This is a genomic window from Vibrio sp. Vb1729 (assembly GCF_033338655.1).
Classification (GTDB): domain Bacteria; phylum Pseudomonadota; class Gammaproteobacteria; order Enterobacterales; family Vibrionaceae; genus Vibrio; species Vibrio alginolyticus.
The window spans coordinates 1-21,300 of sequence record NZ_JAWOTB010000010.1; the positions used below are offsets into that span (position 1 = coordinate 1).

Genomic DNA, 21,300 nt, shown 5'->3' on the forward strand with positions numbered 1-21,300 from the left:
GAATCTAAATCCGATTTTTCCGCTTCTACTACTTCCATCTAATTCTCGGTACTCCATCAATTACGCATAACGCCCTGTTAAGGGGTGAGCAACGCAATACCGAAGTCGCCGCATACCACCTTAAACACTTAAACCAACGCATAGTGAAAATGCCACGCGTTGCGAATCCCTCTTGAACAGTTTGTTAACTGTTTTGTTCATGATGTACTTTGTTCCACTTACGTGACTTCAAACCCGTTCTGTATGGCCAAGTAAATAGCTGAGGATAGTCTCTCTCATTAATTACCTCATCCATTTCCCATATTCCCCAATAACCGTCATTTTCAACAATCAAGTCATGAATCTCAACAAACTCATGGTTTAGCAAAGAGATCATTTGTTTTGCTGCGTCTTCGTTTATCTTCTTACTTGGTATTGATATTTGACTCGTAGTATCGACTTTACCTTTGCCTCTTTCGAGTGTCACATAAGTGGATTGTTGTTTTTGGAACTCTAACTTTTTCTCTTTGATTCGATTCACAAAACTTGGTGAATAGTCGAAAAGTTCACGACCAATAAATGCAAACTGTTTCTCTGGGTGCATATAGAGAAGTTTGAGCCATTGCTGCTCAAACTTTACAAATACTTCGTAATCAGGAGCATCTTCCTTTGGAAAGCCATTATTCGTAAGAGTCATGTAATAACAATGATCAACCCACTTCGCCTTTGCGAACTCTTCTAAGGACAGAACCGACAACTGAAATGCAGATGGGTAAGAGCCATGCTTGAACAACAGTATTGAATCCATATGCAAGCGAAGTGCATTCTTTAGGGACTCGTAAGCAATTTTCTCATACTTATAATTACTTAAACGTTTAAGCTTCATACTACCTCTAAAACAGTTAACGCCGCGTTAAGGGGTGAACAACGCGATGCCACCCAACTTAAACCATTGTGCCATAAACACAAAAGCTAAGCTTTGAACCAAAACTGCCATGCGTTGAGAATCCCTCTTAAACGCTTTGTTATGTGCGTACTAAAGTTGTACGTACAATCTCAGCATGTCTTTGTGTTGAATACCATTTTCATAGATTGGCTCTGGATAATTCAGCAAAAAGTAATCTTTGACGATTGAGTCAACCCGAAAGCCAAGACGCTGATAATAAGTCAGTTGATAGCCAAAGGTGCCTGTACCCAGTTCAACACGTGAGATTCCCTTACTTGATAACTGAGACAGAACCGACTTAAGCAATTCAGAACCAACACCTTGACCTTGTAACTTTGGATATACAGAGACATTGAATATCTCAGCAAGACTATTGGTTTGTAGCTTCACTATGCAAGCAGCTAAAACACGCCCATTATCTAGTGCAGCGAAGCACCATGAATCGGATAAATATGAAGAAACACTCGCTTCAGAAGGATCGGCTTCAAGCAGCAAATCTAGCGGAATCTGGCTACTTTTGACTTCGATATATTGCATTTTTCCTCCAAGCACATAACGCTTTCTATACGGCGATTTGCCGTTTTTCTGGCAGGCTACCGCCTTCTTTCTTATCAAAAGCGCTATCAATCGTAGCACTTATATGCATGAAACAAATAGAAAAACAGTATGAATATGTGTGGTGGCGCGCGCAATTAGGCGGCGCACAGCACGCTAATTTCAAAAATGGTGATACATTAACGGAGCTGTATAAATAAACAGGTTAATTTATCATGAAAAGTCAGTTTTTACTTAGTGTAAAAGAGCACATGCTTACTCGTCATTATGCGAATAAAACTATCGAAAGTTATCTATTTTGGATAAAACGTTTTATCACTTTTCACCAGCTCGCCCACCCATCAACACTAGCAGAAGATGATGTCATTCAATTTCTGAGTTACTTAGCGGTAGAAGAAAAAGTTGCGGTAAAAACGCAAGCTTTGGCGCTGAACTCAATATCATTTTTATATCGTGATTATTTTAAAACCCCACTATCACTTGATATGAGATTTCAGAAATCCTTGACCGAAAAGAAACTTCCCGTTGTGTTAACCAGGGAGGAGATCCGAAGATTCGTTCAGCATATCGACCCGAGGTATAGACTCCATATTCAGCTACTTTACGGCTCCGGGCTTCGAGTTATGGAATGTTTACGCTTAAGAGTTCAAGACATCGATTATGATTATGGTGCAGTTCGCGTTTGGCAAGGAAAAGGAGGTAAAAATCGTACAGTCACATTAGCCAAAGAACTACATGAACCACTCAAAGCTCAAGTTAATTTAGCAAGAAACTACTACTTTAAAGATAGGCACATGCCTGGTTATGCGGGCGTATATATCTCTGAAGGTTTACGACGTAAATACCCAAAAGCGGAGCTAGATTTTAACTGGCACTTTTTGTTTCCATCAACAAAGTTAAGCGCAGATCGAGACACTGGTGAACTCCGGAGGCATCATATCAATGAAAGCGCAATACAAAGAGCGGTAAAGCGCGCGGCAAGCGACGCAAGCATTGAGAAAACTGTAACTTGCCACACACTAAGACACAGTTTTGCCACGCATTTATTGGAATCTGGCGCAGACATTAGAACTGTTCAGGAACAATTAGGGCATACTGATGTAAAAACCACGCAAATCTATACTCACGTTATCGAGCGCGGGGCTGGTGGTGTGTTGAGTCCATTATCCAGCCTTTAGAAAAACAAAGCCACCTCGAAAGGTGGCTTTGTTTTATAACTCTTTATTGACGAACACCGAGTTTCACATTGCCTTTTGAATCAAACCAAAGTGCTTGCGAACGGCGACGTCCTATTAGTATCGGACCATCGTCATAAAAGAGAAAGTTCTTCCAGTGCTTTTTAAAAATAGACCATTTCGTTTCGATGACATTGTACTTCTCGTAGCAAAAGTAAACGGTTACATCGTCTTGCCAATCGATATGTGCCTCAGCTTCCGCTGGCATGTCAGGATCATCCGACTCCCACGCAGCCATCCAATCCACAGTTTCAGACCAATTCGCCTCGTTCATTGGCCAGTCTTGGGAACTTAGTCTATCCATATCAGGGCTTTGAGCACTGATATTTTCTTTCCAAAATTGTGCTGAGCGGGCTTGGCTCATCGGCTTAATAAAAGCCAAATCTTCTTCTGGCACAGGCATCGACTGATGCGTAAAAATCCATTTTCTTTGGTATTCGTCCAAAGGCAAATAAGACATTCAGTCTCCTTTATTACGATTTCAGCCAACCTTTCTCTGTGGCTTCTTCAATCAACTCTTTCGCTTTGTCCCATAAGGTAACAGAGCCAAATTCAATTCGTTTATTAATGGTAAGTGCTTGTTCGCGTGAGACACCATGTTCCTTCCAACTCTGACCATTATTATGGTAGTTCAAGAGCATTGGAATTAACCGATCGAGTGCTTTTGCATACTTAGCATCATCGGTCTGCGCGGCTTCAAATTCATGCCAAAGCGCCAATAGCTCTTGCTCCTGATCGCTGGGTAACATACCAAACAAGCGCTCTGCAGCTCTAATTTCTTTTTCTGCTTGCTCTTGAGACGCAGCAGTATCATAAACAAAGGTATCGCCCGCGTCGATCTCTACTACGTCATGTATCAATAACATTTTCATCACTCGGCAAATATCAACAGGTGCATTCGCATGCTCTTCCATCAATATTGCCATCAGTGCGACATGCCAACTATGCTCACCACTATTTTCGAGGCGCCCTTCAGCACTTTTAACTCGAGTTCGGCGCAAAATGCTTTTGAGTTTATCGAGCTCGATTACAAGTGCTAACTGCTTTTCCAATCGTTCCATACTATCGTCCTTCTGGCTGCCAATTCGGATTAATAAGCGACGTTAGAACGTGGTCTTGCCACTCACCATTAATCAAAAGGTAATCTTTTGCATACCCTTCTCGGTTGAACCCTACATGCTCTAGCACAGATTCACTGCGTTTATTGTGAGGCATGTAGCCAGCTTGAATACGATGCAGTTTCTGAACGTTAAACATGTAGTCGCAAGCCATGGTTAATCCACGACGCATATAACCATGCCCTTGCGCTTTTTCAGCGAGAGAATATCCGACGTTACAAGAATAAAAAGGAAAACGACTCAAACTACTAAAGGATATCGTACCTAGCATTTCACCCGAAGAGGCTCTGACTAAAAGGCAATAATACCCCAATCCCATTCGATGCAGCTCATTGAGCTTGATAAGCTTTTGCAACCAACCGTTCACTGAGAAAAAAGCCTCTTCACGTTTCGGTTCAAACGGTTTCAGGTATTCTCGGTTCGCTTGAAAATATTCGGCAATCATATCTGCGTCACCGATTTCAGCGGTACGAAGAAGCAAGTCACCGTCCAACTTATGAACGGCGATAGATGAGCTGTTATCTTCCATTACAAATGATTAATCCCGTCTTTTCGTTCAATTCGATTAATTCTTACGTATACCGTAATCACGCAGTTTATTAGCGATTGAGGTATGCGATACATTCAAGCGCTTAGCAAGCTTGCGGCTTGATGGGAATGACTGATACAAACGTTCCAGAACTTGAGATTCATAATCACGCATGATCTCATCCAAAGAACCGTCGATGTTAAGCGTTGCACTACCAGTGCCGACTGACTGAGGCTGAGGTAAATTGAAGTGATCCGCGTTTAGTATATCACCATCCATTTCCGTGAGCGCTCGAAGAACCATGTTATCCAGCTGGCGCATGTTTCCTGGCCACTGATAATTTGCAAGGGCATCAACTAGACCATCATCAAACTCTGGCTTATCAATCCCAAGCTGTTGAGCATGTTTCGCCACAAACAACTCAAGCAATGGTGCAACGTCGTTTGAGCGCTTACGTAACGGAGGAATGCTGAGCGTAAGTACGTTGAGACGATAATACAAATCTTCACGGAACATTCCTGCTTCAGAAAGCTCGGCAAGGTTATGTTTTGTTGAAGCGATGATACGAACATCGACATGCATCTCATCTTCTGCACCGACACGACGGAAATTACCATCCTGTAGAAAACGTAACAGCTTGATTTGAAGGTGCGAACTCATTTCACCGATTTCATCAAGAAATACCGTGCCGCCATTTGCTTGCTCAAAGATGCCTTTGTGGCCTTGTTCATGATTGAATGAACCCGGCGCATGACCAAAAAGTTCGGTTTCTGCTACATCGTCAGGCATCGAAGCACAACTCAAAACTAGGAATGGCTTGCTCGCGCGGCTAGAACGGCTGTGGCAAGCTTTAGCAAGCATTTCCTTACCAGTCCCCGTTTCGCCCTCAATCAACAATGGTTGGTCAAGCACAGACAGCTTTTTAGCTTGGTTCATTAGTGCTTTATGACGGTTCGATATACCAACAAAGTGCTCAAAACCCAGAGGATTATGCAGCGGTAGCGCTTCTTCAATTCTGGCAACTTGCTGACTAGAGCGAATCGTCATTAGAGTACTCGCTAGAGTCGAGTTTTGCGCTTCGTCTCGGATATAAACGGGCATCAACTCTAGAACATAGTCCAAGCCATCAATCACAAGGTTTTCCCGCGTTCGACCATTAACACCTTCAGACCAACGAGAGAAACGAACACTTGGTAACAAAGCACCGATTTGAGTACCAATCACTTCTTGCTTGTGAAGGCCAAGCAATGAAAGTGCAGACATGTTTGCCATGTCTACGGCACCTTTAAGATCAATGGCAAAAACCGGATCGGGCAAGTTATCAACTAACGAGAGCAGCTCCGTATTGTGGCGCTCCATCGGCATAAACTGGATTTTACGTACGTCTTTCACCCCCGGAATACGGCGGATTTCAGCCATCAGCTCACTAAACGTATCAAAATCAATATCTGGGCAATTCAAATAGATAATACCGCTAATATCGATTTCGATACCACGCAAGTCGATGCTTTTAGACGCTAAAATATCGAGCAGTTCTCGGGTCAAGCCGAGTCGATCTTCACATAAGACTTCAAGACGCACTTAAAATATCCCAATTCACAACTGTCAGGAAAAGTTGACAGTAGTTTCTATCATGCTTGGAATGGCGTCAAGCAATCCTATCCATCAAAGTTGATATTCGTTACGGTTTCATCGTAATTGATGCAACTTTCGCCGCCACTGCCTTGCGTATGGTGCCCAACTTAACCTGACGGTCAGGATACCAGGGTAGTGGACGCAATAAGGTCATCGCTTTCAAGCCCAAACGTGCCGTTAGAATACCAACACCTAGTCCCTGCCCCGCACGAGCAGAAACTTTGCCAGCAAGATCCATCGACATCAAATCCATACTGGCATCAATAGCGAGCTCACTGGCACCAGCCGCCGCCATATTGACAAATACCGCTCTTAGTAACTTGATGCGAGATGCATAACCTAGCTCTACCCCATATACCTTGGAGAGGTTGTCGATCATTTTGAAATTTCGCCAAGCCACCAGCAACATATCAGCGGCAGCCAGAGGGCTCACGGCGACTAGGGCCGCACACTCGGTTGCGTGCTGTGATACGATTTTCGTTGCCAACTTGTCTTGTTGGCTCACAACCATCGAGTCATACATATCAAGAATTTCAGCGTCACTATGAGCAGGGTTAATACTGTTCTGCCAACGATCAAAGCCCGGATTCTCTGCCATCACACCACTTTGTTCTGCTACGGTTTCGCAAAAGGCTTTCCCTTTCCCAACGCTCTCACTATTAACAAGTGCTTCTGCTTCTTCTTGAACACTAAAATGATTTCGTAGTTTTCGCAGTTTCCAAAGCTCTTTACCCATAGCTCCTAAACCAAGCGAAGCGATCGCAGCAATAAACCCCGTCCAGCTTAAGGCTAGCCAATCAGAAGCCTGAATTGCGGTTATAACCGAGTCCACCGCTTGCCAGCCAACCAGACCAGCAAAAGTTGCAAATGCGCCAGTCGCGAGCCATTTTCTGCCCGATTTTGGACGAATGACATGCTCGAGTTGCAATTCCTGTTCGGTCTCCTGGTGCGCTTCTTTAACTTCAACAGGTACAAATGTTTCTTTTTCGCCGAATGTTTGCTGCGCCGTCAACTCCGGTTGATTCGATTGCTGCTCTTTTTCCATTACCTTTTCAGAGAAAACTTGTTTTTGCTTCAACTCACTCATTTCAATTTATCTCCAATCAGGTAATCCAATGCTTTGTCTAAGCGTATGTGCTTCATTGGCTCATCATTCGGTGAGGGCATCGGACGAAACGACGTAAAATCAAACCAGTTGTTTTGCCAATACGCTGCATTTGGTAGCTTTTTCGGCACCTCTCCGGGAAACATAGTCATCGGCTCACCACCCAATGTTGTTCCTTGTAACGCCGGGATGGTCTTATCTCCAGAGGAAATAAACCCCGTCGTGGTTGCTTGGATGGAAGCGATACTCATGCAGCTCATCTCAATATTCTCGTAGGCTGCCGTTTGCCACGCTGGATGCACCATTTGTTGGAGCAGAGACACCAAATTTGGGTGCTGATCGGGCGTGATATGATCCGCTTTTGTAGCAGCAAACAACACTTTGTCGATTTTTGGTGAGAACAAACGACGCAAAAAGCTACTACGACCATAACGGAAGCTATGCATGATCTGTTCTAGCGCTTGGCGCATGTCGTAAAACGCTTCATCACCAGCATTGAGAGGCTGCAAACAATCCACCAGTACAATCTGGCGATCGAAGGTCGCAAAATGATGCTTATAAAACGCTTTCACGACTTTCTGTTGGTATTCCTGAAAACGGGCTTCTAGCATCGCTAAGTTACTGCCCTTGGGCGCTTTGCTTTCTGAATCAACACGACACGGGAAAAACTGTAGCACCGGCGCGCCTGCTAGCTCACCAGGTAATACAAAGCGGCCAGGCTGAACCCAATGAAGGCCAGAGTCTTTACAAGAATGAAGGTACTCTGTGTATGTGTGTGCAACTTTCTCAAGTAGTTTATCATTCACTTCTGCAAAGAGATCCACTTTCTCCAGTTCAGAAAGCCAAGCTTTGGCTAAATCGCCACGCTGGCCTTTAAGTGCATCAAACTGAGTTTGCGACCACGTTGCAAAGTCCATGTCCAATAAAGGCAGGTCGAGCAACCACTCTCCTGGATAGTCGATAATATCAACATTTAAAATTGCGGTTTTACTCAACAGCTTTTTCGTAGTTTTATTTGGTTTGTACTTGAGCGCTAAGCGAATCTCACTCACATCACGTGTCGGTACTGGCCACTGAGGTGGAGTGGCATGAATTTGGCTCATCGCCTCATCGTAAGCAAAGCGTGGCACCATCATATTCGATTGAGGCTCACGCTTCGCCCCAATAAGGCGCTTATCTCTAGCCGCAGTCAAAAGAGGCAAATTGTCATGGGTTGCAGTATGAAGAAGCTGATTCACTAATGACGTGATGAATGCCGTCTTACCGGCACGAGAAAGTCCGGTGACAGCAATTCGAACATTAGAGTCCATACCTCTGTTGATAAAGTCATTAACTTCTTTCTTTATTCTCTTCATTACGCTTCTTTATCTTACTCCACTTTAAAACAACGTTGTCAGCGACTTCGAATTTCGAGCTATGAATACTGTTCTATCCCGAATCCTATGAGTTTAACTTTATATACCTTAATAAAAGATGAACAAAACATCCGGCTTAATGCTGTGTTAAAAAAGAAAAGCCCCTGAGTGGTTCAGAGGCTTACTTAATCTACAGCATTAGTAACTCTATATGCGCTGATTACTATGTTAAACAGGAACCCGCTTTCTTTAAGCCTAGTCGTCTTCGATTAACTTATAGATAACAAATAGAGCGATTTCTAAAATCAACCACAACACACATGTGATGGTCACGTACTTTTCATCAAAGATGCTGATACCGTGAAGAATCAAGTCATAGCCAACAAAGCCACCTATCACTACAGCAAGAATAATTTGTAGAATCTGAATAAAACGAGGCATGCCGTCTCCTAATTATTGTTCGCATAACGTTTGATTGCTATGCCTAAAGGTTTATATCCTTAATTATATAGACAAAAAGTGCAGGTTTCGCTGCACTTTTGTCAATTGTTTGCTAGGTAAATCAGCACCTTGTCACATTCTCTCTACTGAGACGCAGCAAGATTGCCCTTTGCCTTATGCTTCCATCTCTTGAATTTTCACTTTCCAAGTGTCTGGACCAATTTGGTGCGCGTTAACACCATTTGAGTCGACAGCCACTGTTACTGGCATATCTTCAACTTCAAATTCGTAAATCGCTTCCATACCTAAATCTTCAAATGCGACAACGCGAGCTTTCTTGATCGCTTTCGCCACCAAGTACGCAGCGCCACCGACAGCCATTAGGTAAACCGCTTTGTGATTCTTGATAGATTCAACCGTTGCAGGGCCACGCTCAGCTTTACCGATCATGCCCATGATGCCGGTCTTTTCTAGCATCATGTCGGTGAATTTATCCATACGCGTAGATGTTGTTGGGCCAGCAGGACCAACGACTTCATCACCAACTGCATCGACAGGGCCTACGTAGTAAATGAACTTACCGTTTAGATCTACGCCTTCAGGTAGACCTTCACCGTTATCTAGCATGCCTTGAATACGTTTATGCGCAGCATCACGACCAGTCAGAATTTTACCTGATAGAAGAACCGTTTCGCCTGTCTTCCACTCTTGTACTTCTTCTTTAGTAATTGTATCTAAGTTTACGCGACGCGTATTTTCGCCCGCTTCCCAAGTGATGTCTGGCCAATCTTCTAGTTTAGGTGGTGTTAGCTCTGCTGGGCCGCCACCATCAAGCGTGAAGTGCACGTGACGAGTCGCCGCACAGTTCGGTATCAAACAAACAGGCTTAGAAGCCGCGTGCGTTGGCGCAGTTTTGATTTTAACGTCGACAACAGTCGTCAAACCGCCAAGGCCTTGCGCGCCGATACCAAGTTTGTTCACGCGATTGAAGATATCCAAACGAAGCTCTTCTTCTGCGTTTTGTGGGCCACGGTCAATAAGCTCTTGAATATCGATGTGTTCCATTAGAGATTCTTTTGCCAATACCGCTGCTTTTTCAGCCGTACCGCCGATACCAATGCCAAGCATGCCAGGAGGACACCAGCCCGCCCCCATTGTTGGTAGCGTTTTTTCTACCCACTCAGCAATATCGTCAGATGGGTTTAGCATCACCATCTTAGTTTTGTTTTCGCTACCGCCGCCCTTCGCAGCGATCTGAATTTCAACTTTATCGCCCGGAACCATGTTGATATGTACGACGGCAGGCGTGTTGTCTTTGGTATTAATACGTTTACCAGCAGGGTCCATAAGTACTGACGCACGCAACGGGTTATCAGGGTTCGTGTACGCTTGTCGAACACCTTCATCTACCATCTGCTGAACCGTCATGTCGGTCGAATCCCATTGCACGCCCATACCGATGTTGACGAAACACGTCACAATACCAGTATCCTGACAAATTGGACGGTGACCTTCTGCGGACATTCGGGAGTTAATTAGGATCTGAGCAATCGCGTCTTTCGCGGCTTGACTCTCTTCGCGGTGATAGGCTTTTTCAAGAGCTTGAACAAAGTCTAGCGGGTGGTAGTAAGAAATATACTGTAGCGCATCAGCGACACTGCTGATCACATCCTGCTTGCGTATTACCGTCATTACATGCCTCGTTATAGTTATGCTTCCATTATTGGCTTGGCTTCAATCGTGTTTGTTGAGCTTATTGCTCTTTTGAGCTTCGTTTTTTATAAACAATTGTCGAACGGCTGATATCGACACACGAAATGCTGAAGTTGCCTACTTGTAAACCATCTCAAAACCCTATGAATAGAGGGAGTTTGGCTACACAGAGGAATATGATACTCTTGCTGCCCATGACATGCCATGCAGTGAACGATCTCTTTGTCACAAATTACACAAATGAACAACATGGACAATCAATTCATTGATTTTAAAGCGTTGGAATACGCACCAGAGTTTGCTCTTCACCTTTTTTCTCGCATTCAACACCTACCTTGGGCGATGTTGCTGCGTTCTGCATCAAAAACGCATATCGATAGCCGCTTCGATGTGTTGGTCGCCAACCCGATTGCAACGTTAGAAACCACTGCCGACAACACACAAGTTGAAACGCCATCGAATGCCTATTCAACTCAAGATGACCCATTCACGCTGCTTCATCAATTGCAAGAACAGTGGCTTCCTCACGTAGAGTTAAATAAAGAATTGGATTTGCCTTTTGTTGGTGGTGCGCTCGGTTACTTCAGTTACGATTTAGGTCGCCGCGTAGAAACGATGCCAGAAGTGGCAGAAAAAGATCTCAACACGCCGGATATGGCGGTAGGTCTGTATGAATGGGCCGTTGTTGTTGACCACAAGCTTAAAAAAGCATGCCTAGTTGGTCAGAATATCGAGCAAGCTTGGCAGTGGTTAAACGAGCAAAAAGCAGAACAAACCGTTGACTTCGCTTTGTCTGGTGCTTGGCAGTCAAACATGACGAAAGAGAGCTACGCTACTCGCTTTGACAAGGTGCAAGAATACTTGTTGAGCGGTGACTGTTATCAGATAAATTTGGCGCAGCGCTTTAACGCACCGTATCAAGGCAGCGAGTGGCAAGCGTATCTGAAATTAGAGTCCGCAAACCAAGCGCCATTCTCAGCGTTTATCCGTATGCCTGAGTCTTCGATTTTGAGTATCTCTCCAGAGCGCTTTTTAGAGCTCAAAGATCGCGTCATTGAAACAAAACCAATCAAAGGTACTCGCCCACGCAGCGAAGATCCAACGAAAGATAACGCTAATGCCCATGACTTGCAGACAGCGGAAAAAGATCAGGCAGAAAACCTGATGATTGTCGATTTGCTGCGTAATGATATTGGTCGAGTTGCATCACCGGGTAGCGTTCACGTTCCAAAGCTGTTCGATATTGAAAGCTTCCCTGCCGTGCATCATTTGGTGAGCACCATTCGTGCAAATTTGGATGAACAATACGCTCCTGCGGATTTGCTGCGAGCGTGTTTTCCAGGCGGTTCAATTACGGGCGCACCTAAAGTTCGCGCAATGCAGATCATTGAAGAACTGGAGCCGCATCGACGCAGCGCGTATTGCGGCAGTATTGGCTACATTTCACGCCATGGTCGTATGGACACCAGCATTACTATCCGAACTCTTGTAGCGGAACAAAACAAACTTTACGCTTGGGCTGGCGGCGGCGTCGTGGCAGATAGCGATTGCGCCTCTGAGTATCAAGAAACGTTGGACAAGCTTTCAAAGATTTTACCAGCGCTGCAATCGTAGATTTCAACCGCGGACAACGTCGCTTTAATGCTATTGACGAAAACAATCTAAAATGCCTCCAGAACGGATAATGCCGCTCGTTTAACAGCGAGTGGCATATTTCTGTATCTCATCACCCTGCACAGCGACGAAAGAGCGTGATACAGGTTCTTCTATTCAAGCACTTTGTGGTCAAATTTGTTTCATTAACCGCTCATCGTGCTGCTACTAGATTCTCAGTATCGCCAAGGCTCGCTAGAATGACCCAAAAAACATCGTTAAATGATCGGCATTATCCAGCGTGGTGCGTTTTTTGTGTGCTTTATTTGCATGTACTTTAGCTTTTAGCCGTTGGCCAACAAAAATTCTTTTTTAAAAGGCAGCGTCTACTGCTCAAGCCACTTACACATAATCTGTTCAATATCGGTTGCGGTGTACGGCTTAGTGAGGATGTCGTCCATGCCTGAATCAATACACTTTTGACGCTCTTCGATGGTAGTGCCAGCGGTTAATGCAATAATAGGATGAGTAAAGCCACGCTCTCTCAGATACATCGTCGCCTCATAGCCATCCATTTCTGGCATTCGGCAGTCCATGAATATCAGTTCGTAGTCTTTACTTTTCACCGCTTCTAATGCTTCTTTGCCGTTGGCTTTTAAATCAGGTGTGATGTCGAGTTTTTTCAGCATTTGAGTAACAATGACTTGATTCATTCTGATGTCATCAACCACTAATATTGAGCGTCCTGCTAAATCGCTTCGCTCTATGGTGACCAATTCCCCCTCTGCTGTGCCTTGTGCTTGCCCTTCCTCAAGAGGAATAGCAACTTTAAAAGTTGTCCCTTTGCGCTCTTCACTTTCAAAGCTAATTTGACCTTGCATCAAATCCACAAGGTTTTTACAAATCGCGAGACCTAAACCTGAGCCTTCAAAGCTGCGTTTCGCCGAGCGATCAACTTGGACAAATGGATCAAAGAGTGACGGCTGTGCTTTTATTGGGATGCCAATACCAGTGTCTTCAACCTCAAAATAAGCCGTGCCGTTAAGCCATTCCACCCGTAACACGACGCCACCCAAGTGAGTAAACTTAATCGCGTTTCCCACCAAGTTAACCAAAATTTGTGTAATACGCTCTAAGTCACCGACTAAAAATTCCGGGATCCCCAGCTTTTTGTCGATAGAGAAATGGATGCGTTTTTCCGCAGCCTTAGCTGCAAATACACCCATGATGGCTTTTTCAAGTTCCTCCCAGGCAAAGACTTTATGTATGATTTCCATCATACCGGCATTCATCTTACTGAAATCAAGAAGATCATTAATGATAACTCTCAATAAGTCCCCTGATTGAGTCAGATTGCTCAAGTATTGACGCTGCTCTTCTTCTAATTGGGTTCGACTCAATAACTCCGCACTACCCAATACGCCATTGAGAGGAGTTCGCAGCTCATGGTTAATCATGGCGACAAACTCCTTCGTCGCTTTTTCTGATTCCTCAGCCCGCTTTCTCAGCTCGACCTCTCGCTCTAAACTTAAGTGTCGACCAATAACACCATGAACTAAGTCAGACACGAGCTCCATCTGTTTGGAAATAAAAGACTGATCGATTTGATCTTGCAACACAGAGAAAATCAACTCCCCAACCGTTTCCCCATCAATGATAACTGGCAAATGCAAATTCTCTCCCTGCCAATTAGGAGAGGTTAAAATCTCGTTGTTATGACGAAGCTGTAAGTGACCAAAGTGATGACGACGTAATGAGCTCAGCTTTGTAGCGTCAAGAAACAAGTAAGCCGCAGAAATGATCGAGTTAGAAGTGAGCTGCTCAATAAAGCTCGCTATCATTGCTTCATCGAACGTGCTCGATAAAAAAGTACGACCGAACTTAATCAACGTGGCATCAATTTGCTCTTCAAACTCAAACTTACGAAGATCCTTTTTAGATTTAAGCTCTAGCTTTTTCAATGCAACACTGAGTTGCTGGTTGGATTCATATAACTCTAAGCTTTTCTGTTCCAACAGCTGCTCAGCTGCTTTTCTTGATGCAACTTCTCGTTTGAGTTTCCTTTCTAATGAGGAACTTCCCGTCATATCGTTCTTATTGAGCCTCTAACCAAAAACGTACTTTGCTGCCATCTTCTGACTGGTTTTGATGTTTGATATGAACTACCTCACCAAAATGTGCAGCACAACCTTTTATCAATCCTAAGCATACGTGAGACATACATCTTGCGCTGTGGTAGTCAAATACCAATTGGGATTGGTTTTCACTAATGAAATCAAATTGCGGAGGGTTAGCATCAGGATAAAGCTTCTTAACTTCGACATGAATAAAGTCTTCAACATGGCGAACAAATTGAAACGTCGTTTCACACTGTTGCAAACTGGCGTGACTAGGAATGGAGCGAAGTAAATTCAAAAAGACGCACTCTCCAAACACTTCTTGCAGTTGCTCGGGGGGAACACCAGATACTTTACTGAGATTCACGATCAACTTAACCAAGTCTTTGTGATCGTAACTACCAACAGCGGTGTAAACACCTTCATCGTTAGAAAGATCGAGAACTTGGTCTAACACATCAAGACCGAATTTCTCTTCTACTAACTCCATGAACTCGGTGAAAATAATCCCTTTCATTGGCCAATACTTGTCCTATAGTGACGTCCTAAAATAAAGAATGGTGTATAACCTTATAAGTTTCAAATTAATATGTTCAAGCAGAGTGAGACACACAACACAAAGAGGGAAAGTGCTGGCGAGTGCTTTAATGCGAATGTTTTATTTGGTAACCAGTAACGATAACGCCATACGCTTTGCCGTCTTTGAGTATAATAAATAATGGTTAGGCACGATAAATAAGGACTCAGTTTGGTTATCGACAAAACTCATTTACTACAGAACTTTCAATTTCGGCTTCCAACGGGCTACCACAAAGAGTCCCTTGCACGACTGAAATGGATGAAAGAAAAGTCCCTGAGAGATGCGGCAGTCTTAATCGGTTTTGTGGAACGCGATGACGGGTTACAAGTCATTCTGACTAAGCGTGCAGCCCACTTACGCCATCATCCGGGACAAATCAGCTTTCCCGGTGGCAAATATGAGCAGGAAGATATTCAGCTCGTGAATACCGCTTTAAGGGAAACCAAAGAAGAAGTTGGGATAGAAGATGAGCATATTCATGTGTTTGGTCAACTGCCTACACTACCAACGATTAGTCAATTTAATGTGACACCTTTTTTGGCTTTTGTTTCTCCGGAATATAAAACGCATATTGACCCAAATGAAGTAGAGTCAGTTTTTGAGGTTCCTGCCAACCATATTCTGAACCCCAAAAAATTGTATAGCACCAAATTTGACCTAAAAAGAAGCAGTCATCGTGTATTTGCTATCCCATATAGACAGCATTTCATCTGGGGCATGACGGCACAAATTATCGAATCAATGCAAAAACATATTATTTCACATTAAACAGTTGTTGATATCGGTGCTTTTATAGGCGCGATCATTATGCGCATCAATATTAATAAAACGTTGCTTCATAAACATTCATTCACATTAGATTAATTTTCCATTTTCACCGCAAACGCTTGCGGTGAAATAAATTTATACAAACAGCCCTATTGATAAGTTTTTCTAATTTTACTCATTAGCAGAAATCACGAGTAGCACATCATTTTCGTGATAAAAAGCAGGTTTTTGACATATCATTCAATAAGCGTAAGCAATAAATGATTTAGATCTAATTTTCCTAGTGTAAAATCTTGCAAAATTACTCCCGACTTATTTCCTGTTCCCAAAATGAGTAACTAAAAAATGAATACAACTACTTCTGCGGTTTCTACCGCACAATCGTCTAGTAAGTTTTCTTACAAAGACTTTACCTGGTGTCTGTCCCTTTTTGGTACGGCAGTAGGTGCAGGTGTACTGTTCCTTCCTATTAAAGCAGGTGCAGGTGGCTTCTGGCCATTAGTAATCCTAGCCCTAATCGCAGCACCAATGACTTGGTTCGCACACAAATCTTTAGCTCGTTTCGTTCTTTCTGCGAAAAACCCTGAAGCGGACATCACCGACACAGTAGAAGAGCACTTTGGTAAGACTGGCGCAAACCTTATTACGTTCGCTTACTTCTTCGCTATCTACCCAATCGTACTTATCTACGGTGTTGGTATCACAAACACAGTTGACTCTTTCCTAGTTAACCAAATGGGCATGGAATCTATTCCTCGCTGGCTACTTTCTGGTGCACTTATTGCTGCAATGACAGCAGGCGTAGTATTCGGTAAAGAGCTTATGCTGAAAGCAACTTCAGCAATGGTTTACCCTCTCGTGTTCATCCTACTAGCACTGTCTGTATACCTAATTCCTGGTTGGAACACTTCAATGATGGAAGTGTCACCTGACTGGGGTGCAATGCCAGCTATCGTTTGGCTAGCAATCCCTGTTATTGTGTTCTCTTTCAACCACAGCCCAATCATTTCTCAGTTCTCTAAAGAGCAACGTCGTGTATATGGTGATGACGCAGTTAAGAAAACTGACGCTATCACTGGTGGCGCAGCAATGATGCTGATGGGCTTTGTTATGTTCTTCGTTTTCTCTGTTGTACTTTCTCTGTCTCCAGAGCAACTAGCAACGGCGCAAGAGCAAAATATCTCTGTTCTCTCTTACCTAGCAAACGTGCATGAATCTCCACTGATCTCTTACATGGGTCCATTGGTTGCTTTCGCAGCGATCACCTCTAGCTACTTTGGCCACTTCTTAGGTGCGCACGAAGGTCTAGTTGGTCTAGTGAAATCTCGTTCAAAATCACCAGTAAGCAAGATCGAGAAGATGTCTCTAATCTTCATTGTAATCACAACTTGGATCGTTGCTATCGTTAACCCAAGCATCCTAGGTATGATTGAAACAATGGGTGCACCAATGATTGCGGCAATCCTATTCTTGATGCCAATCTTCGCAATGCAAAAAGTTCCTGCGATGGCTAAGTACAAAACTTCAGCACCTGTGCAAATTTTCACAGCAATCTGTGGTCTTGCTGCAATTAGTTCTGTAATCTACGGCGCTCTTTAATCATCTCTGCCCAGTGCAGTATGATTAATCCAAAAATATAACGATAAAATTAAGCCTCCCAACTCCCCTTGGGAGGCTTTCTTCTGAGGTAATCGATATGATTAGTGTTTTTGATATCTATAAAATCGGTGTTGGACCTTCAAGCTCACACACTGTAGGCCCAATGAAAGCGGGTAAAGAGTTTATTGATGATCTTCGTGCAATGGGAAAACTGCGCGACATCACTAAAATCACCGTTGACGTTTATGGATCACTATCACTGACAGGGAAAGGTCACCACACAGATATTGCTATCATCATGGGTCTTGCAGGCAACACTCCTGAGAAAGTTGATATCGATTCTATCCCGGGCTTTATCGCTCGTGTAGAAGAAACTGAACGCCTTCCTGTTGGCATGCACTGTCACACAGTATCGTTCCCACGTGAAGGTGGAATGAACTTCCACAAAACAAACCTAGAGCTACACGAAAACGGCATGCAGATCCACGCGTGGATCGAAGACGAAAAAGTGTACTCAAAGACTTACTACTCTATCGGCGGTGGTTTCATCGTTGATGAAGAAAATTTCGGTAAAGAAGCTGAGAACCCAGTAAAAGTACCTTACCCGTTTACAACGGCAGAGGAACTGGTTAACCAATGCCACGAAAGTGGATTGTCCATCAGCGCACTAACCATGAAGAATGAGCATGCGCTTCATTCAGATGAAGAAACTCGTACTTATTTCGCGAACATCTGGCGCACAATGCGCGAGTGTATGGATCGCGGTATGAATGAAGAAGGTATTTTGCCTGGTCCACTACGCGTGCCTCGTCGTGCAGCAGCACTTCGCCAGCAGCTACTTACTTCAGAAAAGACGACAAACGACCCAATGTCTGTTGTTGATTGGGTAAACATGTTTGCTTTCGCAGTAAACGAAGAGAACGCAGCAGGTGGCCGCGTTGTTACAGCACCAACTAACGGTGCGTGTGGCATCATCCCTGCGGTACTGGCTTACTACGATAAGTTCATCCAAACTGTGACTGAAAAAGATTACATCCGTTACTTTGCGGCTTCTGGCGCAATCGGTGGTCTTTACAAGCGCAACGCGTCTATCTCTGGTGCAGAGGTTGGCTGTCAGGGTGAAGTTGGCGTGGCATGTTCTATGGCAGCAGCAGGCCTTGCTGAGCTTATGGGTGGTAGCCCAGAGCAAGTATGTATGGCAGCAGAAATCGCGATGGAGCACAACTTAGGTCTAACGTGTGACCCAGTTGCAGGTCAGGTTCAGGTTCCATGTATCGAGCGTAACGGTATTGCGGCAGTAAAAGCAATCAACTCAACTCGCATGGCACTACGTCGCTCTTCAGCTCCAACTGTTTCTCTAGATAAGGTTATCGAAACCATGCTAGAAACAGGTAAAGACATGAACGCGAAATACCGCGAAACATCTCAAGGTGGTCTAGCAATCAAAGTGATTTGCTAATACGACTTTCTGAATACCAATCAAAACCCGAGTTTATGCTCGGGTTTTTTTATACCCCAAAAACCTAGGAGAATACGTTATCAGGACAAGTAAAAAAAAACCTAAAACGTTGAATATATCCAAATATTATGGATATCTCAGTAAAAAATCACATCTCTTCCCTAGCTTTATTGATAACGTAGCCAAAAATTAAACTTGGAGCACATCAACACATGATTAGGTTTGAAATTGGAAACCAAATCTGCGTTTGCTTGTCCGAAAACGAAATATCTCTAGAGCTCAATCAGTCACTCCACCACTCCATTCCTGTCAACCCAAATGAGTACGCCATTCTGTCAACTATCGCCACATACGGCAGTTTAAATACGCCGATTAGTCAGCGGTTAATAGAAAGCAAAATCACTCAACAATACAAAATGACACTGCCTGAAAATGGCTTTAAAAACGCGGTGGCCGCTCTAAGAAAGAAATTTCGCAAGCTCACGGAAGAACATTTAACCACTAACAAAAACATTATCGAAAACATTCACCGGACCGGATACTTCATTCCTTTTACTATGCAAAATAACCATCAGAATGGCATCGAACATCAACAGAAGATCAATCAATACACAACCAATAGTCTTCGCAAAGCGCTTCGTATTTGCCTGCGTAATAAAAAGATCTATTCAGAAGCAATGTGGGTTGTGTTGATCACTGCGATCATTTTCTTTGCTATCTGTTACTACGCGATAAACAGCATCGTTAAACATAATTATCTGGATAACGCCTTCGAAATTGCAGAGAACCTTTCCCGCAGGAGTTGCTTTGCTAATGAAAGCGAACTGAAGTCACTATTTGATAATGTGAAGTTGGTGGAGTCGAGCATGATGCTAGATCGTTTCAATATTCGATGCTTAGTCACTCCAGAAACCGTTGTCCCTGTCAGCAAAAAAGCGTTTGAAGAGTGGAGTAACAATAGCAATTACACTACCCAATCATTTGACTTAAATAACGCAACTGTTTTGGTTCGTGTTAAAAACATTAACTTATCCGACAATGTTGAAAATCATATTTCACGTTTTTTTCTTTCCGGTATGAAGCTATCAACGAATACCGGAACGTCGTTAGAGATTGGTAACACCAATGAACGCTTTTTCAATTATCACGTAAAGAATAGTGGCTATAAAGAGGTGTATTACATCTCTGGGCCGTTTCAAAGTATCATTCTACTGAGCTTACTTTTTCTCATTATACTGCGTCACCGCTCCCTACAAGCCTTTATGGCTTACTTGTGCGCAATTCGACAGTTCAAAATAAAACTGGAGCCGATTTATAACACTTCGGCACAAAAGATTGTGCACTACGAAGCCCTCTCCCGGTTTAAGGTAAAAAATACGCAACGGTTTATTGAAACACTGATCCGCAATGGATTGCTGCTAACTCATACCTTACTGGTGATTGATTCCATCTACACCAAACAAAAAGCGTTGCCCATCCCTATCAGCATTAACGTTTGTCCTTCTTTGCTGCGAGGGCGTAACTTTTCAATCCTATATAGAGAGCTATCTAATCGGGATTGCCGTTTGCTGACAATCGAAATCACAGAAAATGCATCGATGTACTATACCTCTGAGATTTATGACAATGTCGCGAAACTAAAAGCTCTGGATTGTAAAATCAGTATTGATGACTTTGGCACCGGCAATAATAATGTGGCGCTTATCAGCAAGCTGAATCCGGACTACCTCAAAATCGACCGAGAATTTGTTATTGGCCTAAAATCTGATGATAAAAAGATAGAAACCTTGCGTCAGTTAATTGCTATGGGCAATACGTATCGCTGCACGGTCATTGTTGAAGGCGTAGAAACGGCAGACAGTGCTCACTTACTCACAACATTGGGCGCCTATATTCACCAAGGTTATTATTACCCTCTTCATTGCTAGCTTTTCTTCACTCGGTTAGTTACTTAAAATAGATCTAATACTCTATAAAAACTCGTGGTGGCATAAAGGTATGCCGCCAATTTGTGATTGAGCGATGATTGCGATTAAACCCACCAAACTGAAAGATTTTTCAAGTTTGATGCAATTGGATGTGCAAGAAGAGCAAAAAGGATTTTTTACACCGTTTGAAATGGCTTATCAAAAACGTAGTAAGTCAGAGGCGTTCTTTACGATTTATTCTGATGATCTATTAGTAGGCTATCTTGTTATCGATAAAGGTTTCTCCCAACATGCGCCGTTTGCTAAACGATACGAACTGGAGCTTAAGTACTTGATGATTGATCAACGTTTCCAACGTCAAGGGGTTGGGAGTGAGGCATTGCGTAAACTGTTCCTTTATGCGTATACCATTAACCCTAAAAGCACCTCTCTTTGCGCCACTGTCCCACAAAGTCAGCAATACGCTATCAGTTTTCTTGATGCGTGCGGATTCATTAATACAGAGGAAACAACATTGGGTGATAATGAAAAAGAATGGATTCTACGACACCCATTAAGCTAGCTGGTGAAGCATAATCAAAATTGGGCCATTCAGACACAACAAAGGCAAGCTTCTCGCTTGCCTTTGTTTAATGCTCAATAGAA

19 protein-coding genes are annotated in these 21,300 nt (G+C 43.4%); 7 read left to right on the forward strand and 12 right to left on the reverse strand.

From position 1 onward, the window contains the following. Positions 1 to 184: 184 nt before the first annotated feature. Together R7E29_RS04500 and R7E29_RS04505 are read right to left on the reverse strand one after the other, a co-directional pair. Positions 185 to 865: an AbiV family abortive infection protein gene (locus R7E29_RS04500; protein WP_136977403.1), complete on the reverse strand. Its 681-nt coding sequence runs from the start codon at positions 863 to 865 to the stop codon at positions 185 to 187. A gap of 150 nt (positions 866 to 1,015) precedes the next feature. Beyond that, entirely contained in the window at positions 1,016 to 1,462 is a 447-nt protein-coding gene (locus R7E29_RS04505) for a GNAT family N-acetyltransferase (RefSeq protein WP_017821421.1), read from the reverse strand. A gap of 233 nt (positions 1,463 to 1,695) precedes the next feature. On the opposite strand from R7E29_RS04505, the gene R7E29_RS04510 reads away from it, so the two are divergent. After that, positions 1,696 to 2,658, forward strand: coding sequence for an integron integrase (locus R7E29_RS04510; protein WP_017636093.1), 963 nt, complete (start codon positions 1,696 to 1,698; stop codon positions 2,656 to 2,658). A gap of 43 nt (positions 2,659 to 2,701) precedes the next feature. Here R7E29_RS04510 and R7E29_RS04515 read toward each other — a convergent pair whose 3' ends face one another. From R7E29_RS04515 to R7E29_RS04550, 8 genes are all read right to left on the reverse strand, one after another. Further along, complete coding sequence (locus tag R7E29_RS04515; protein WP_017636094.1) at positions 2,702 to 3,175, reverse strand: DUF2947 domain-containing protein; 474 nt, start codon at positions 3,173 to 3,175, stop codon at positions 2,702 to 2,704. 13 nt (positions 3,176 to 3,188) lie between these two features. Next, complete coding sequence (locus tag R7E29_RS04520) at positions 3,189 to 3,776, reverse strand: HD domain-containing protein (protein ID WP_005376917.1); 588 nt, start codon at positions 3,774 to 3,776, stop codon at positions 3,189 to 3,191. A 1-nt stretch (position 3,777) separates the two neighbouring features. Continuing rightward, on the reverse strand, positions 3,778 to 4,362 hold the full coding sequence (gene rimJ / locus R7E29_RS04525; protein ID WP_005388271.1) for a ribosomal protein S5-alanine N-acetyltransferase: 585 nt from the start codon (positions 4,360 to 4,362) through the stop codon (positions 3,778 to 3,780). A 36-nt stretch (positions 4,363 to 4,398) separates the two neighbouring features. Further along, on the reverse strand, positions 4,399 to 5,943 hold the full coding sequence (gene tyrR / locus R7E29_RS04530) for a transcriptional regulator TyrR (RefSeq protein ID WP_054577016.1): 1,545 nt from the start codon (positions 5,941 to 5,943) through the stop codon (positions 4,399 to 4,401). Positions 5,944 to 6,043: 100 nt separating this feature from the next. Then, positions 6,044 to 7,084, reverse strand: a complete 1,041-nt coding sequence (locus R7E29_RS04535; protein ID WP_005388274.1) for a YcjF family protein — start codon at positions 7,082 to 7,084, stop codon at positions 6,044 to 6,046. Beyond that, positions 7,081 to 8,457: a YcjX family protein gene (locus tag R7E29_RS04540; RefSeq protein WP_054577017.1), complete on the reverse strand. Its 1,377-nt coding sequence runs from the start codon at positions 8,455 to 8,457 to the stop codon at positions 7,081 to 7,083. Before R7E29_RS04540 ends, R7E29_RS04535 begins: the two co-directional genes overlap by 4 nt. 255 nt (positions 8,458 to 8,712) lie before the next feature. Continuing rightward, positions 8,713 to 8,898 (reverse strand): hypothetical protein, encoded by a 186-nt coding sequence (locus tag R7E29_RS04545; protein WP_005376906.1) that lies wholly within the window; start codon positions 8,896 to 8,898, stop codon positions 8,713 to 8,715. Positions 8,899 to 9,072: 174 nt separating this feature from the next. Further along, entirely contained in the window at positions 9,073 to 10,590 is a 1,518-nt protein-coding gene (locus R7E29_RS04550) for a fumarate hydratase (protein WP_054577018.1), read from the reverse strand. A 270-nt stretch (positions 10,591 to 10,860) separates the two neighbouring features. Here R7E29_RS04550 and pabB point away from each other — a divergent pair, with 270 nt between their 5' ends. Beyond that, on the forward strand, positions 10,861 to 12,225 hold the full coding sequence (pabB, locus tag R7E29_RS04555; RefSeq protein WP_054577019.1) for an aminodeoxychorismate synthase component 1: 1,365 nt from the start codon (positions 10,861 to 10,863) through the stop codon (positions 12,223 to 12,225). Positions 12,226 to 12,590: 365 nt separating this feature from the next. Here pabB and R7E29_RS04560 read toward each other — a convergent pair whose 3' ends face one another. Both R7E29_RS04560 and R7E29_RS04565 read right to left on the reverse strand, forming a co-directional pair. Beyond that, entirely contained in the window at positions 12,591 to 14,291 is a 1,701-nt protein-coding gene (locus tag R7E29_RS04560; protein ID WP_005388280.1) for an ATP-binding protein, read from the reverse strand. A gap of 7 nt (positions 14,292 to 14,298) precedes the next feature. Beyond that, positions 14,299 to 14,838, reverse strand: a complete 540-nt coding sequence (locus R7E29_RS04565) for a heme NO-binding domain-containing protein (protein ID WP_005388282.1) — start codon at positions 14,836 to 14,838, stop codon at positions 14,299 to 14,301. A 231-nt stretch (positions 14,839 to 15,069) separates the two neighbouring features. Between R7E29_RS04565 and R7E29_RS04570 the strand changes: the two genes are divergently transcribed. The 5 genes from R7E29_RS04570 (at position 15,070) to R7E29_RS04590 (ending at position 21,217) form a co-directional block, all read left to right on the forward strand. Further along, positions 15,070 to 15,669 carry a CoA pyrophosphatase gene (locus R7E29_RS04570; protein ID WP_005376901.1) on the forward strand — a complete coding sequence of 200 codons (600 nt, stop codon included), beginning with the start codon at positions 15,070 to 15,072 and terminating at the stop codon, positions 15,667 to 15,669. Positions 15,670 to 16,014: 345 nt separating this feature from the next. Next, positions 16,015 to 17,268, forward strand: coding sequence for an aromatic amino acid transport family protein (locus tag R7E29_RS04575; protein ID WP_005388284.1), 1,254 nt, complete (start codon positions 16,015 to 16,017; stop codon positions 17,266 to 17,268). A gap of 97 nt (positions 17,269 to 17,365) precedes the next feature. Beyond that, a complete protein-coding gene (locus R7E29_RS04580) occupies positions 17,366 to 18,727 on the forward strand; it encodes an L-serine ammonia-lyase (protein WP_042522776.1) in 1,362 nt (453 codons plus the stop codon). A 212-nt stretch (positions 18,728 to 18,939) separates the two neighbouring features. Beyond that, positions 18,940 to 20,655: an EAL domain-containing protein gene (locus tag R7E29_RS04585; RefSeq protein WP_042522777.1), complete on the forward strand. Its 1,716-nt coding sequence runs from the start codon at positions 18,940 to 18,942 to the stop codon at positions 20,653 to 20,655. A gap of 94 nt (positions 20,656 to 20,749) precedes the next feature. After that, positions 20,750 to 21,217: a GNAT family N-acetyltransferase gene (locus R7E29_RS04590; protein WP_017820448.1), complete on the forward strand. Its 468-nt coding sequence runs from the start codon at positions 20,750 to 20,752 to the stop codon at positions 21,215 to 21,217. The last annotated feature ends 83 nt before the right edge of the window (positions 21,218 to 21,300 follow it).